At 57.7% G+C, this 14275-nt stretch carries 15 protein-coding genes; all 15 read right to left on the bottom strand.

The window, feature by feature from the left end:
• Positions 1-274 precede the first annotated feature (274 nt).
• The gene (locus MR935_RS08255; protein WP_290572650.1) at positions 275-598 is read right to left on the bottom strand and encodes an SCP2 sterol-binding domain-containing protein; all 324 of its coding nucleotides are present in this window, start codon (positions 596-598) and stop codon (positions 275-277) included.
• A 105-nt stretch (positions 599-703) separates the two neighbouring features.
• The gene (locus MR935_RS08260; protein ID WP_290572651.1) at positions 704-1096 is read right to left on the bottom strand and encodes a hypothetical protein; all 393 of its coding nucleotides are present in this window, start codon (positions 1094-1096) and stop codon (positions 704-706) included.
• The gene (gene yihA, locus MR935_RS08265) at positions 1096-1695 is read right to left on the bottom strand and encodes a ribosome biogenesis GTP-binding protein YihA/YsxC (protein ID WP_290572652.1); all 600 of its coding nucleotides are present in this window, start codon (positions 1693-1695) and stop codon (positions 1096-1098) included. The genes MR935_RS08260 and yihA overlap by 1 nt, the downstream gene beginning before the upstream one ends.
• A 16-nt stretch (positions 1696-1711) precedes the next feature.
• Positions 1712-4129 carry an endopeptidase La gene (lon, locus tag MR935_RS08270; RefSeq protein WP_290572653.1) on the bottom strand — a complete coding sequence of 806 codons (2418 nt, stop codon included), beginning with the start codon at positions 4127-4129 and terminating at the stop codon, positions 1712-1714.
• A 137-nt stretch (positions 4130-4266) separates the two neighbouring features.
• Positions 4267-5586 carry an ATP-dependent protease ATP-binding subunit ClpX gene (gene clpX, locus MR935_RS08275; protein ID WP_290572654.1) on the bottom strand — a complete coding sequence of 440 codons (1320 nt, stop codon included), beginning with the start codon at positions 5584-5586 and terminating at the stop codon, positions 4267-4269.
• Positions 5587-5618: 32 nt separating this feature from the next.
• Positions 5619-6200, bottom strand: a complete 582-nt coding sequence (clpP, locus tag MR935_RS08280) for an ATP-dependent Clp endopeptidase proteolytic subunit ClpP (protein ID WP_290572655.1) — start codon at positions 6198-6200, stop codon at positions 5619-5621.
• Between the two features lie 88 nt (positions 6201-6288).
• Positions 6289-7614, bottom strand: coding sequence for a trigger factor (gene tig / locus MR935_RS08285; protein WP_290572656.1), 1326 nt, complete (start codon positions 7612-7614; stop codon positions 6289-6291).
• An 80-nt stretch (positions 7615-7694) separates the two neighbouring features.
• Positions 7695-8396 (bottom strand): metallophosphoesterase, encoded by a 702-nt coding sequence (locus MR935_RS08290; protein WP_290572658.1) that lies wholly within the window; start codon positions 8394-8396, stop codon positions 7695-7697.
• A gap of 3 nt (positions 8397-8399) precedes the next feature.
• Positions 8400-9893, bottom strand: a complete 1494-nt coding sequence (gene thrC, locus MR935_RS08295) for a threonine synthase (RefSeq protein ID WP_290572660.1) — start codon at positions 9891-9893, stop codon at positions 8400-8402.
• Between the two features lie 4 nt (positions 9894-9897).
• The gene (locus MR935_RS08300; RefSeq protein ID WP_290572662.1) at positions 9898-10893 is read right to left on the bottom strand and encodes a dipeptidase; all 996 of its coding nucleotides are present in this window, start codon (positions 10891-10893) and stop codon (positions 9898-9900) included.
• 2 nt (positions 10894-10895) lie between these two features.
• A complete protein-coding gene (locus MR935_RS08305) occupies positions 10896-11246 on the bottom strand; it encodes a YraN family protein (RefSeq protein WP_290572664.1) in 351 nt (116 codons plus the stop codon).
• Positions 11243-11860: a ribonuclease HII gene (locus tag MR935_RS08310; protein ID WP_290572665.1), complete on the bottom strand. Its 618-nt coding sequence runs from the start codon at positions 11858-11860 to the stop codon at positions 11243-11245. Before MR935_RS08310 ends, MR935_RS08305 begins: the two co-directional genes overlap by 4 nt.
• Positions 11857-12720 carry a ribosome biogenesis GTPase YlqF gene (ylqF, locus tag MR935_RS08315; RefSeq protein WP_290572667.1) on the bottom strand — a complete coding sequence of 288 codons (864 nt, stop codon included), beginning with the start codon at positions 12718-12720 and terminating at the stop codon, positions 11857-11859. Before ylqF ends, MR935_RS08310 begins: the two co-directional genes overlap by 4 nt.
• Positions 12721-12724: 4 nt before the next feature.
• Positions 12725-13294, bottom strand: coding sequence for a signal peptidase I (gene lepB / locus MR935_RS08320; protein WP_290572669.1), 570 nt, complete (start codon positions 13292-13294; stop codon positions 12725-12727).
• 132 nt (positions 13295-13426) lie between these two features.
• Positions 13427-13768 carry a 50S ribosomal protein L19 gene (rplS, locus tag MR935_RS08325; protein ID WP_290572671.1) on the bottom strand — a complete coding sequence of 114 codons (342 nt, stop codon included), beginning with the start codon at positions 13766-13768 and terminating at the stop codon, positions 13427-13429.
• Positions 13769-14275: the final 507 nt, after the last annotated feature.

A 14275-nucleotide genomic window follows, 5' to 3' on the forward strand; every position in this document is an offset into this window, starting at 1 on the left:
CCGGTATCCTCCGCCGCCGAAGCAGCTTACTCAGTATACCAAACTCCTTTTCGTTTGTCAAGAACTTTTTTCGCTCTTTTTCAAACTTCTTCGTTCAGCCTACCGCTCCGCTCCAGACAGCTTATTCAGTATACCTCCCCCACCTCCCTTTGTCAAGCCTTTTTTCTGCTTCTTTTCGCTTTTTTTCGCAGCCGCTGTTTGCTGGCTATGCGGCTGCCCATAAAAGCCGCAACCCCCGCCCGAAACCGGACAGGGGTTTGCGCACAATAAAGCATTATTCCTTGAGCAATTCAGCCAGAACCATGACTTTGTCGAAATTGCCTTCGATCTTGATCTTGCCTTCAGCAACCGCAACCTGCGGGATCAGTTTGCCGCTGAACACCTTTTCAATGTTGGTTATCGTGCCGGAGACAATCGCATCATGGTCGATGTACTCATAGGGCATGACGGACAGCACGCCATTCAGTATCTCAATATAAAACACGCCTGTCACTTTGCCGGTAAGATTGAACTGCACAGCAAGCTTGCCCTGCGTATCAGCAATATCCGCCTTGCTGAGCCTGTTATAGATTTTCCCAATCAGCTGATCCACGGTCATTAGAATCGCCCCCTGCTAAATATGTTACTTTCATTATACGTGTTTTTGCAAAAAAAGCAAGTCCCTTTTGTCGCAAATACGGAAAAAACAGGAAATTCGACGCGCTCAGGTCTTTTTGACAAAGCGTGTGCGGCAATAGGGACAGGTGATCTCAATCCTGCCCCGGCCGCGCGGCACACGCAAACGTTTGCCGCACTGCGGGCACTTGAAAAAGCGGTGTGTCTTGCGGTCGCCAAAGCGCACGCGCGCATCCTGCAAACGGCGCGAGATCGGCTCCCACCATTGCATAAATTTATGATTTTCCTGATACCTTGCCCGAATATTGCGTGAAAACATCCGAAAGTAGCATAGACACAACAGTGCCAAAATAAATATGCCCATCCATCTCCACCCGGTCAACCATTCGATGAGCAGCAGAACAAGTCCCAGCAGCAGCAGCGCATTGTTCAGCCGGTCGTTACCATAGCGTCCGGCCATGAATCGGCGAATGAAATCCATTACGTATGCGCATCCTTTCCAATATGCTCAAGAATTACCGCGAGTACCTCGTCGCGTCCCATCCCCTTTTCTGCGGAAAACGGAATGACCGGTACCTCCTCGGGCAGCAGCAGAGTCTGGCGTATCTCGGTCAGGCGATCCGCAAGCTGACTTTTCTTAATCTTGTCCAGCTTGTTGGCGACAATGATCCACGGCTTTTCGGACGCACGAAACCATTCCGCCATCGTCACGTCGTCCCGCGTGGGCTTATGCCGAATATCAACGATCTGCACGCCCAGCGTCAGCAGGCCGCGCGCAAAGTATTCCTCCATCAGCATACCCCAGCGCTGCTGCTCGGCTTTTGAGACGCGCGCATACCCATATCCCGGCAAATCGACCAGATAAAGCTGCTCATCAATCAGAAAATAATTGATATGGATGGTCTTGCCCGGCTGCGCGCTGACGCGCGCAAAGTTTCTGCGCCCCAGCAGCTTATTAATCACCGAGCTTTTACCCACATTTGATTTGCCGGCGAACACAATCTGCGGCAAGTCATCGTCCGGAAAGTCCGCCTCCTTGACCGCTGAGCGCAAAAAAACCGCATTGTGCAGATTGAGCATATGATCTCCCTTTCCTTTACTGCACGACCGGGGTGGCCGTATTCTCCGTGCGGAGGGGCACCGCGCCGCGCGCGGTCTTGCCGCGCTTTTCAGGGCGGCGCGCAAAGTCGATCGCCGTTTCCATCACCGTGTCCATATGCACCACGGGCACAAAGCGCAGGCTCTCGCGCACGACCGGCTCGATTTCCTGTAAGTCAGACGCATTGTCTTGCGGGATGACGACCGTCTTGATGCCCGCACGGTAGGCAGCCATCGTCTTTTCGCGCAGACCGCCGATGCGCAGCACCCGACCACGCAGCGTCACCTCGCCCGTCATGGCCACGTCATGGCGCACAGGCGCTTCGGTCAGCGCTGAAATCAGCGCGGTCGTGATCGTCACGCCGGCCGAAGGCCCGTCCTTGGGTATGGCTGCCTCCGGAAAATGAATATGCAGATCATTTTCCTTGTAAAACATCGGGTCGATCGACAGCTCTTTGGCGCGCGAGCGCACAAATGTGACTGCTGCCTTGGCGCTTTCCTGCATGACCGTGCCTAGGTTACCGGTCACCTCAATCTTGCCAGTGCCCGGCACGACCGCCACTTCGACCTCAAGCATCTCGCCCCCCACGCTCGTCCACGCAAGGCCATTTACAATGCCGACCTCGTCCTTCTTTGCGATGATGTCCTCCTTATACGGCGCAGCGCCAAGCAAACTCTCTAAATTCTTTTCCGAGACCGTCAGGCGCTTGCCCCCATCCGCAACATGCTTGGCTGCCTTGCGGCATACCTTGGCCAGCAGCTGCTCCAAGCGGCGCACGCCGGCCTCCCGCGTGTAACCCGCGATGATCGCGGACAGCGCCTTGTCGGACAGCGCCATCTGCGTCTTTCTCAGCCCATGCTTATCCATCTGCTTGGGCAGCAGGTGGCGCTGCGCGATGTGCAGCTTTTCCTCCGCCGTGTAGGACGGCAGCTCGATGACCTCCATACGGTCAAGCAGCGGGCGCGGCACGGTGGACAGGTCATTGGCTGTGGTCAAAAACACCACATCGGATAGGTCAAAGGGAAGCTCGATGTAATGGTCACGGAATGCCGCGTTCTGCTCAATATCCAACACCTCCAGCATGGCAGATGCCGGATCGCCGCGAAAATCGCGGCCCATTTTGTCGATCTCGTCGAGCAGCAGAAGCGGGTTGCGTGTACCCGCCCGGCGTATCGCATCAATGATACGGCCGGGCATCGCACCGATATATGTCTTGCGGTGGCCGCGGATATCCGCCTCATCCCGCACGCCGCCAAGGCTCATGCGGGCGTAGCTGCGCCCCAGCGCCGCGGCGACCGATTTGGCGATCGATGTCTTGCCCACGCCCGGTGGGCCGGCCAGACAGAGCACCTGACCCTTCAACGTCGGGGCCAGCGTCTTGACCGCCAAAAACTCCATGATACGCTCTTTCACTTTTTTCATGCCATAATGGTCGCGGTCGAGGATGGCCTGCGCTTCGGCAAGATCAAGCCGCTCCTCGCTTTTTTCATTCCACGGCAAATCAAGCACGGTGTCCAGATATGTCCGCACCACGCCCTGTTCGGCGTTCGAGCCGCTCAGCTTAGCAAAACGGTCGACCTCGCGCAGCAGCTTGTCCTCATGCTCCTGCGGCAGATGCAGGGCAAGCACGCGCTCCCGGTAGGCTTCGGCCTCAGCCGCCACGTCCTGTTCGCCCAACTCAGTCTGGATGACCTTGATCTGCTCCCGCAGATAATATTCGCGCTGGTTCTTGTCGATCTGGCTTTTCAGCTCGTCCTGTATCTCATTTTCGATCTTGAGTATCTCGGTCTCCTCGCCCAGTAGACGAATGACCATGCTCAGGCGGCGGGTGACGCTCAGCTCTTCCAATATCTCCTGCTTGGCCGCAAAGTCCACCGAAAGGTTTTGTGCGATATAATCCGCCAGCCAGCCCGGGTCACCACCCGCGGCGACGGTCATCTCAACATCGCTTGAGACGCGCGGCCCATGCTCAACATACTCGCTGAACCGCTCCTGCGCGGTGCGTACAAGCGCCTGTGCACGGCGCTCGGTCACGCCGTAAGCATAGTCCTCCAGCTGTTCAACCTCGGCATAGATGCACGCAGACTCGTCCTCCGGATTTGTGAACTGGTGCGCGATCGCCCGCGCGCGCCCCTCGACCAGCACACGGATATTATCCCCTGGCAGGCGCAAAATCTGCTTGACCGTGCATACCGTGCCCATTTGGAACAGGTCACCCGGCGCAGGCGTATCGTTTTTCAGCTCGCGCTGGGCGGTCAAGAAAAGCACCTGACCGTTTTTCATCGCCGCTTCCAACGCGCGGATGGACATCATCCGCCCCACATCGAAATGGATAATCATATTGGGAAACGCGACCAAGCCGCGCAGCGGCAGCACCGGCAGCCGGCTGATCGTCGTTCCGATTGTTTTCGTCATATCTTATCTCCTCACGCACGGGAACATTATTAGATAAATTCAGTATAGTATATTTTTCGCTGTTTGTAAAGCGTCCACGCCGCTGGAAAATATAAAAAAGTGGGTAGAACCGCAGTCCCACCCACTTTTACGATCGCTTAAGCGCTCTTGCCCGATTTGCCGGTATTATTCGACGGATCGTTCGGGTTTCCCTCGGGCAGCTGCCCAGCTGTCCGGCCATGCTCGATAACCGGCGTGCCCTCGCCCGCAACCGCCGCGCGCGTGATAATGACGCGGCTAATCGTTTGGTCGGACGGGATCTTGAACATGATATCAGTCATCACATGCTCCAGCACGCCACGCAGGCCGCGCGCGCCGGTCTTGCGCGCCAGCGCAATTTTGGCTACCTCAGCCAGCGCATCCGGCTCAAACACCAGCTCCACACCGTCCATCCCCAGCAGCGTCTGATACTGCTTGACCAGCGCATTCTTCGGCTCCTGCAAAATACGCACGAGCGCATCCTCATCCAGTGTGTCGAGCGACACGATCGCCGGCAGTCGGCCGATCAGCTCGGGGATCAGGCCGAACTTCATCAGGTCATGCGGCTCGATGCGGGCGAGCAGCTCATCGGACTGCTCCTCGTCCTTGCCCTTTACCTCGGCGCCAAAGCCTAACCCCTGCTTACCCGTGCGCTTGCGGATGATACCCTCGATGCCATCAAACGCACCGCCGCAAATGAACATGATATTGGTCGTGTCGATTTGGATAAACTCCTGATGCGGGTGCTTGCGTCCGCCCTGTGGCGGTACGTTGGCGGTCGTTCCCTCCAGCATTTTGAGCAGCGCCTGCTGCACACCTTCGCCCGAAACATCGCGCGTGATAGAGGGATTTTCGCTTTTGCGGGCAATCTTGTCGATCTCATCGACATAGATGATGCCGTGCTCGGCCAGTTCCACGTCAAAATCCGCCGCTTGGATCAGGCGAAGCAAAATATTCTCCACATCCTCGCCCACATAGCCGGCCTCGGTCAGCGTGGTCGCGTCCGCAATGGCAAAGGGCACCTGCAGCGTCTTAGCCAGCGTCTGCGCCAGCAGCGTTTTGCCCGAGCCGGACGGGCCGAGCATCAGGATATTCGACTTTTGCAGCTCAATCTCGGTCTCCGGGTGATAGATACGCTTATAGTGGTTGTACACTGCGACGCTCAACGCAATCTTGGCGCGATCCTGCCCGATGACATAGTCGTCAAGCACTGCCTTCAGCTCCTGCGGCGTAGGCAGGGTCTCCGGCCGGAACGCTGCCTCGTGCTCCCCGTGTTCATCCGGGACAAAATCCAGCTCATCATCGAGGATGCTTGTGCATACGCCAATGCACTCGTCGCAGATATATACACCCGGCCCGGCGATCAGCTTGCGCACACGGTTTTGCGGCTTACCGCAAAACGAGCACTTCAGCGTCTGGTCATCATCATAATTCGGCATTACGCACCTCTTGTCCTTTATTGAAGATAGCTTTAATGTTTGTCAAATACCTTGTCGACCAGCCCATAGGCCAGCGCTTCCTGCGCAGACATGAAGTTATCCCGGTCGGTGTCCTGCTCGATGACTTCAAGCGGCTTGCCGGTGTTTTCCGCCATGATGCGGTTGAGCTTGTCGCGCGTTTTGAGTATCCAGTCGGTATGGATCTTCATGTCGGACGCCTGTCCCCGCGCGCCGCCCATGGGCTGGTGGATCATCACCTCGGCATTGGGCAGCGCGTAGCGCTTGCCCTTGGCGCCCGAACACAGCAGGAACGCGCCCATCGACGCGGCCAGACCGACGCAGATGGTCGACACGTCGCACTTGATATAGTTCATCGTGTCATAGATGGCCATGCCCGCGGTGACCGAGCCGCCGGGGCTGTTGATATACAGCATGATATCCTTGTCCGGATCCTGCGCTTCCAGATACAAAAGCTGTGCGACGACCAGCGACGCGGTCGTATCGTTCACCTCGTCACACAGCATGACGATACGGTCGTTCAACAGCCGCGAAAAAATGTCATACGAGCGCTCGCCGCGCCCGGTCTGCTCGACAACCATTGGGACTAAACTCACTTGCAAACTCCTTTCAAAAGAGTCGATGGAAGCATGGCGCTTCCATCGAACCGTACCCACCGGAGGCGCTGCCCCGGCAGTGCAAAAATCACTCAGCCGATACTTCGGCCTCATCCGCCTTCTTCTTGGCGGCCTTTTTCACCTTGGCGTGCTTCTTGAGGAACTCAAGCGCGTTGGAAATCCTCAGATCAGCAGCCAGCGCATCGGTAGCGACGGCAGCCTTGACCTTGTCAACCTCCATACCGTACTGCTCTGCCAGCTTAGCATACTCCTCCTCGATTTCCTTGTCGGAAACTGCGATATTCTCCACTTCAGCAACCTTTTTCAGCAGCAGATGGGATTTGACCTGCCGCTCAGCCTGCTGGCGGAACATGGCGCGGAAGCCGCCGATATCCGTGCCGCTCATCTTCAGATACTGCTCAAGCCCCATGCCCTGCATCTGAATGCGGTAGCCGAAGTCACGCACCAGCGTGTCGATCTGGTTTTCGTACATAGCCTCGGGGATGTCAGCCTGCATGGTGGCGATCGCAGCATCCAGCACCTTGTCCTCAAAGTCCTGATCGACCACCTCCTGACGCTGCTTCTTCAGGCGCTCGGTGATCTCTTTTTTCAGGTCGTCCAGCGTCTCGCAGCTGTCGGAAACATCCTTGGCAAACTCGTCATCAAGTTCGGGCAGGATGGTCTCCTCAACCTTGTGCACCTTGCACTTGAAAACAGCTTCCTTGCCGGCCAGTTCAGCAGCATGGTAGTCTGCCGGGAAGGTGACGACAACATCCTTCTCATCGCCGGCCTTGCAGCCGATCAACTGATCCTCAAAGCCCGGGATGAACGAGCCGGAGCCAAGCGTCAACGCATGGTGCTCGGCCTTGCCGCCCTCAAAGGCAACGCCGTCCACAAAGCCTTCAAAGTCGATATCCAGCGTGTCGTTCTTCTTAGCCTTGCGGTCAACGGTCTCGGTTCGTGCGTTGCGCTGCGCCATGCGGTTCAGCTCGGCCTTGACATCCGCCGCGAGCACCTTGACGCTTTCCTTCTCTACCTCAATGCCCTTGTACTCGCCAAGCTCCACCTCCGGCTCGACCGGCATCTTGGCGATAATGGTCAGACCGCCCTCCTCGGACGGGTCGCCCAGATCGACATCCGCGCGGCCGACCGGCTTGATGCCGGCCTTTTCCACCGCCATGTCCATCGCTTCGGGGTAGACGATATTGAAAGCCTCCTCAAAGAACACACCGTCGCCATACAGCTTTTCGATCATCTTGCGCGGCGCCTTGCCCTTGCGGAAGCCAGGTACCGTGATATTCTTACCAGCCTTTTTGAACGCCTTGTCCTTAGCCGCCTCAAGCTCTGCCTTGGTGACCTCGATCGTCAGCGCTACAACGCTGTGCTCCAGCTTTTCGGTATTTTTCAGTTCCATGTTGCCAAACTCCTTATTTCAATACTTCTCATGTATCTAATCCATTTTACCAGATACTTTTCCGAATTTCCACTGTTTTTTTACTTTTTCAAAAAAACAGGCGTAAAATCCACATGATCGCCCGAAACCAGCCGCCATTCGATGCCCTCCTGCACACCCTCGACCGCCCAACGCAGCCCCTCCGAGTGCAGATGCCCGTAAACACACCGCTTCACGCCATATTTTTGCAGCAGCGCAATGACCGGCTCACAACGAAACGAGGACAGCAGCGGCGGATAATGCAGAAAGCAGATGATCTCGTCCGGCTGCGCCGCCGCCCCCAGCTTGAGCGATGCTTCCAGCCGGATCAGCTCGCGCCTGAATATCTTGGCGTTGTGCGGATCGGTAAAATCCTCCTCAAACGGCCAGCCGCGCGTGCCGCAGAGCGCGGTATTGCCGTAGAAAAAGCAGTTGTTGTGCAAAAAGTCGATGCTGTGTATGCCGTTCTCTTCCAGAAAGCGGTGCATTTTCGACGCGGTCTCCCACCACAAATCGTGGTTGCCCTTGAGGATAAGCTTTCTGCCGGGCAGGCTGTCGAGCAGCGCAAAATCGCTTTTCGCCTCGTCAAGGCTGATGCCCCATGAGATATCGCCGCCCAGTACGACTGTATCCCCAGGCTGGACCAGCGCACTCCAGTTTTTGACGATCTTTTCCGTGTAACCCTGCCAGCGCCCGCCGAAAATGTCCATCGGCTTGTGCACAGCAGTCGCAAGATGCGGGTCAGACAGTGTATAAAGCGCCACGTCTTACAGCTCCCTCAGCAGGCTGACCGTCGAGAGGATGTCCTCCTTGTCCACCACGCGGCCAAAGCGCGGCGCTTTGCCTGCCAGCGCGGCCAGCGGCGCGGGCGCGGCCAGCCCGGTCAACCGGGTCAGCACGTCCAGTTGGCTGACATCATCCCGCTCCAGCGTGCCGCCAATCGCCTCGATCACCGCACGGCAGAACTTAAACGGAGACGCGGTCGAGGCGATCATGGTCGGCGTCGTGTCGCCCGTACGGACGCGGTAGTCTTCATACACCCGCACAGCGACCGCAGTATGCGTGTCGCACAGGTAGCGTTCCTGCTCCCACAGCGTTTTGATCGTCTCGGTGGTCAGCGCATCGTCGCAGCAGCCTGCGTCAAAGTCCGCCGCGATGTTTGCAAAGATATCAGCCGCCACCTGATAGCGTCCCTCGCCGCGCAGCTTGTCCATCAGCGCAGCAACCGCGCTGTCATCCTGACCGGAAGCGTAAAACAGCAAGCGCTCCAAGTTGGATGAAATGAGAATATCCATTGAGGGCGAGCTGGTAGTGTAAAAGTCCCGGTTTTTGTCATACAGGCCATTGTTGCGGAAGAAATCAGTCAGCACATTGTTGCGGTTGGAGGCGCAGATCAGCTTGTGTATGGGCAGCCCCATCTGCTTTGCGATATAGGCCGCAAGGATGTTGCCGAAATTGCCGGTCGGCACGCAGATATTGATTCTGTCGCCGTGCTTGATATCGCCTCGGCACAGCATATCGCAATAGGCCGAGACGTAGTAGGCAATCTGCGGCGCGAGCCGCCCCCAGTTGATCGAGTTTGCCGAGGAGAGCATCATGCCGTCCCGATCCAGAGCGGCACGCGTCTCGCTATCCGTAAAAATACGTTTGACCGCGCTCTGCGCATCGTCAAAGTTACCGCGAATGGCAACGACCTCGACATTCGCGCCCTCCTGCGTGGTCATTTGCAGCTTCTGCATGGGCGAAACGCCGTTTTCCGGGTAGTATACCATGATCTTGGTGCCGTCCACATCATGAAACCCGTCGAGCGCGGCCTTGCCCGTATCACCCGAAGTCGCAACGAGAATACATGCCGTGCGCGTTTCGTTGATCTTGCGCAGAGAGGCAGTCAGCAGGTGCGGCAGTATCTGTAGCGCCATGTCCTTAAACGCACAGGTCGGGCCGTGCCACAGCTCGAGCATATATTTGCCCCCGGCCAGCTCCACAAGCGGCGCGGTGTTGCTGCAGCCGAACTTTTCATCGGCATAGGCCTTTGCCGCAAAGTCCGCCAGCTCCCCGGCTGAGAAATCGGTCAGAAACTTGCCGAGGATATGCGCCGCGCGGCCTTTGTAATCCATGCGTGCCATCGCGTGCCAATCGTCCACTGTCAGCTTGGGAAAGGTCACCGGACAATACAGGCCGCCGTCCGGCGCGATGCCAGCCGCTATCGCAGCAGCCGCCGAGACGCGGCGGCTCTTGTCTCTTGTACTCACATATTCCATATCTTCAAACCTCCGCATTATGTTTGGGGCACAGCCACTTCTGCATCGCTGCGAACGCATTGTCGTAAAACAGCGCATCGACCGTGCTTTGCTTATAGCCGAGCGCCAGCATCCGGTCTGCCAGTCGATATATATCGCCCAGCCCGCCTATTCCATCGGGCAGCCGGTCGCAGCCATCCAGATCGCAGCCAAGCGCCAACGTCCCCTCTCCGCCGGGCAGGGCGAGAAAATGCTCGATATGCCCGATCACGTCATCGACCGTCGCCTCCCCCTGCCGTACAACAAAGGGCGTATACAGGTTGATTCCGACCAGCCCGCTCCGGCGGGCGATCTCCTCAAACTGCCGGTCAGTCAGGTTGCGGGGATGGGCGCACAGCGCGCGGGCATTGCTGTGGGTGGCAAGGATAGGGCTGTCGATCGTCTCACACAGCTCCCAAAAGCCGCGCTCGGACAGGTGGGAAACATCCGGCAGGATGCCGCGTGCGGCACAGCCGCGCGCAAGCGCGCGCCCCGCCTCGGTCAGTCCCTCATTCTGGTCGATGATCGCCGGACATCCAAACCGGCTGCGGTAGTTCCAAGTCAGCGTGATCAGGCGCACTCCCGCCTTATAGGCGAGGTCGAGCGCATCCTCCCGCGCGGGCAGCAGTTCGGCGCCCTCGATCGACAGCAACGCCGCCGCCTTGCCCTGCTCCGCCGCGCGGGTCAGGTCGCCCGCCGTTTTACAAAAAACCAGCCAATCCGCGTTGGCAGCAAACTCCCGCTCCGCCGTGCGCAGCATACGCGCAAAGCGCTCGTCCGGGTCAGTGTCCAGCAGGCAGTCGCGCGGCGCGCCGGACGTTTCCCCTACAGCACGCGCGCCGCAGAACAGTGCGAAAAACTGCACATACTGCGTGTACCGCCGCGCGGCAGCACGGTTGATATGCAGGTCGTTCTCCCGCAGCGCCTTACCGGTCTCGCAGCATTCATATATGGTGTCGCAATGCAGGTCAAACAGCTTCATTCTCACCCTCCAAACGCATTTTCGATCAGATTAATATGCGGTGGCAGCGGCGCGTCCTCGCTGCCGTACACCTCGATCACGTCAAACCGGGGCTGGGCCGTGCCCGCATAGGTTTGCAGCCATTCCTCAGCCGCAGCAATGATACGCGCCTGCTTGGCTGCGGTCACACTTTCACGCGCCGCGGCAAAACGGCTGCTGCGCCGGGTCTTGACCTCGGCGAATATAATGTATTTGCCGTGACGCGCGATAATGTCGATTTCTCCGAAACGGGTGCGGAAATTACACTGCACGATCTCCCAGCCGCGCGCGCGTAGATAACCGCATGCCTGCCGCTCGCCCCATGCGCCGGTCAACGCGGCGCCTCCGGATGCTTCGCATAAAACTTTTTCAGAAACGTCCTCCGGTGCAGCGGGCACGACCCATACGCCAGCAGCGCCTCGTCATGCGCCCGCGTCTCGTAGCCTTTGTGCTTCTCAAAGCCATAGTGCGGATACTGTACAGCAAACTGCCGCATCAGCCGGTCTCTCGTCACCTTGGCGATGATCGAGGCCGCGGCTATGCTGGGCAACTTTGCATCTCCCGAGACGATGCAGGCATGGGGCAGTGTCAGTCCCTCCGAGCGGTTGCCGTCAACATAGGCAAAGTCCGCGGGACGGGGCAAGCCCTCCACCGCCTGCCGCATCGCACGGTAGGTGGCCTGCAAAATATTGATTTCGTCGATCACCCGCTCATCCACGAGCGAAACCGACCACGCCAGCGCGTTTTCGGTAATGATATCATACAAAAGCTCCCGCTTTTTCTCCGTAAGCTTTTTGGAGTCGTCCAGCCCATCCACCACGATGTCCGCAGGCAGAATGACCGCCGCCGCGCACACCGGCCCGGCGATCGGACCCCGCCCGGCCTCGTCCACACCACAGACGGCTGTGTAGCCGCGCGCCCACGCCTGCTGCTCATACTCCCATGTCATTGATACTCCTCCGGTGTTTCCAGCGTGATGCGCCCCAGCACGCCGCCTCGGAATTCATCGAGCAGGATGCGTGCCATGCGCTCGGTGTCTATCTCGCCGCCGCGCAGCAAAAAGCCACGCTTTCGCCCGGCCTGCCGCAGCAGCTCATAACCGAGGAAATCACATACCTCGGGTATAGCCACGCCGTAGCGGCTGACGATAGTCTCGGGCGCGCGAACGGACAAGATCTCCATCAGCTTACATCCCAGTGTCTCGACATCAAGGATGTCATCGCGTATCGCGCCGGTGGCGGCCAGCAGCAGGCCGACGCGCTCATCGTCAAATCTCGGCCAGAGGATACCCGGCGTGTCGAGCAGGTCGATGCCGCCCGCCACACGAAACCACTGGCTGCCGCGCGTCACACCCGGCTTGTCCGCCGCTTTGGCCGATTTGCGCCCCAGAATCCGGTTGATGAAGGTCGACTTGCCGACATTCGGGATACCGACCACCATGACGCGCACCGCACGGCCGATCTGTCCCTTTTCGTTCCACTGTGCGATCCTATCGGCCAGCAGTGTGCGCACCGCGCCTGCAAAAGCCTGCGTACCTGTACCGGAGCGGCTGTCAGTTTCGATAACCGCCATACCCTGCGCACGGAAATACGCCGCCCACGCGCGGGTCGACGCGGCATCGGCCAAGTCGATCCGGTTAAGAATCACCAAGCGTGGCTTGCCCGCCGCAATATCGTCGATATCGGGATTACGAGATACCTGCGGGATGCGGGCGTCGACCACCTCGCCCACCGCGTCCACCTGCTTGATATAGTCCGCCATCTGCCGGCGGGTCTTGGTCATGTGGCCGGGATACCATTGAATATTCATGCGCTCACGCTACCGATCCAAAGTTATTCAGCGGGTATACCACGCTCAGCACATGGCCGAGGACATACCGCTCATCGACCATGCCGAGGCTGCTCCAGCGGCTGTCGGTCGAGCCATTGCGGTTGTCCCCCATCACATAGATATATCCCTCGGGCACGGTCTGCGGATAGACCAGATCGCCCATGCGCTCGATGGTGTTGATCTTCTCGGCGATATAAGGCTCATCAAGTATCTGACCGTTTACGAGCACATCGCCCGTCACCGGGTCGATGTCGATCGTGTCTCCCCCGGTGGCGATAACGCGCTTGACGATCGGCTGGTTGTTGTAAAACCCTTCCTTGCGCAGCACGACAACATCACCCCTTGCCGGTTTGTAGCCCAAGTTGCTTACCAGCATGATATTGTGATTCTCAAGCGTGGGGTACATGGAAGAACCGTCGACGCCAATGAGCCGGATAAAAAACGTAAAAACGATGACGAAAAAGATCAAAACGGCCATCAGCGACTCTCCCCAACTGAACAGCTCGCTGGCAAAGCGCCCCTCGCTTTTCTTTTTCTCCTCTGTTTGCTGCATGGTGCTCCCTCCCAAAGATAAACATACGGTTTTATTATAGCCGCACAAGCGCTGCTATGCAAGTCTAAATCCGAACCCAACAACACAAAAACGGGAAGCCTGCGCTCCCCGTTTTTGCTTTTCGGTTGTCGATCAAACCTTTTCGGCGATCTTGGCGGCCTTGCCAACACGGCCGCGCAGATAATACAGCTTAGCGCGGCGCACCTTACCGCTACGCACGACCTCGAACTTAGCGACGTTCGGGGAGTGTACCGGGAACGTCTTTTCCACACCAACGCCGTAAGAGATACGGCGGACGGTGATCGTCTGGTTGACGCCGGCGTGCTTCTTAGCAATGATAATGCCCTCAAACACCTGAATACGCTCGCGGTTGCCCTCCTTGATTTTCGCGTGTACCTTGACGGTATCACCGATCTTCAGCTCGGGCAGATCGCTTTTGAGCTGCTGCTCACTCAGTACCTTGACCAGATCCATTTTTTCTGTCATCCTTTCGTCTTAGACATTCTTGCTCTATTTAGAAATAGGCAGAGGAATGCCCGTGTTACCGCAATATGATACCACATCCCCGCCCGCTTTGCAAGCACTTTTTTGCCAAAGAGCGCTGCGCCACCACAATGCGCACAAACTATATCACACAAAGCACACAAATACAGTGCCAAACTCTTGTAATTTTGCCATAAATTTTGTATACTATATGTATGGCAATATCCACTGCGGCAGTATCCATATTTCGGGACGATGGGAGGGTTGCCGATGCAGCACAAAGATCTTTGCCTGTCCGCATGATGGCTGGCGGAACGCACACCCCTGTTATTATAAAAGAAAGAAGGAGGAATATCAATGAAGCAAAACAAACCTTTCTCAGCTAAGCGCTTGCTGAGCGCGTTTGTCGCGCTGGCGATGTGCCTGTCCCTGCTGCCGGTTGTGCCGGCCGGCGCGGCTGGAACAATCTATGTCGACAACGCTACCGGCTTAGATACC

The sequence above is a fragment of the Agathobaculum sp. genome, assembly GCF_022775115.1.
In the GTDB taxonomy this organism is placed as follows: domain Bacteria; phylum Bacillota; class Clostridia; order Oscillospirales; family Butyricicoccaceae; genus Agathobaculum.

Excerpts from the sequence above, each read along its gene's own strand:
- MR935_RS08310 (WP_290572665.1), bottom strand. The coding sequence starts at position 11,860 with ATGACATGGGAGTATGAGCAGCAGGCGTGGGCGCGCGGCTACACAGCC.
- tig (WP_290572656.1), bottom strand. The coding sequence starts at position 7,614 with ATGGAACTGAAAAATACCGAAAAGCTGGAGCACAGCGTTGTAGCGCTG.
- yihA (WP_290572652.1), bottom strand. The coding sequence starts at position 1,695 with ATGCTCAATCTGCACAATGCGGTTTTTTTGCGCTCAGCGGTCAAGGAG.
- rplS (WP_290572671.1), bottom strand. The coding sequence starts at position 13,768 with ATGGATCTGGTCAAGGTACTGAGTGAGCAGCAGCTCAAAAGCGATCTG.
- ylqF (WP_290572667.1), bottom strand. The coding sequence starts at position 12,720 with ATGAATATTCAATGGTATCCCGGCCACATGACCAAGACCCGCCGGCAG.
- MR935_RS08260 (WP_290572651.1), bottom strand. The coding sequence starts at position 1,096 with ATGGATTTCATTCGCCGATTCATGGCCGGACGCTATGGTAACGACCGG.
- lon (WP_290572653.1), bottom strand. The coding sequence starts at position 4,129 with ATGACGAAAACAATCGGAACGACGATCAGCCGGCTGCCGGTGCTGCCG.
- MR935_RS08300 (WP_290572662.1), bottom strand. The coding sequence starts at position 10,893 with ATGAAGCTGTTTGACCTGCATTGCGACACCATATATGAATGCTGCGAG.
- lepB (WP_290572669.1), bottom strand. The coding sequence starts at position 13,294 with ATGCAGCAAACAGAGGAGAAAAAGAAAAGCGAGGGGCGCTTTGCCAGC.
- MR935_RS08255 (WP_290572650.1), bottom strand. The coding sequence starts at position 598 with ATGACCGTGGATCAGCTGATTGGGAAAATCTATAACAGGCTCAGCAAG.
- thrC (WP_290572660.1), bottom strand. The coding sequence starts at position 9,893 with ATGGAATATGTGAGTACAAGAGACAAGAGCCGCCGCGTCTCGGCGGCT.
- clpX (WP_290572654.1), bottom strand. The coding sequence starts at position 5,586 with ATGCCGAATTATGATGATGACCAGACGCTGAAGTGCTCGTTTTGCGGT.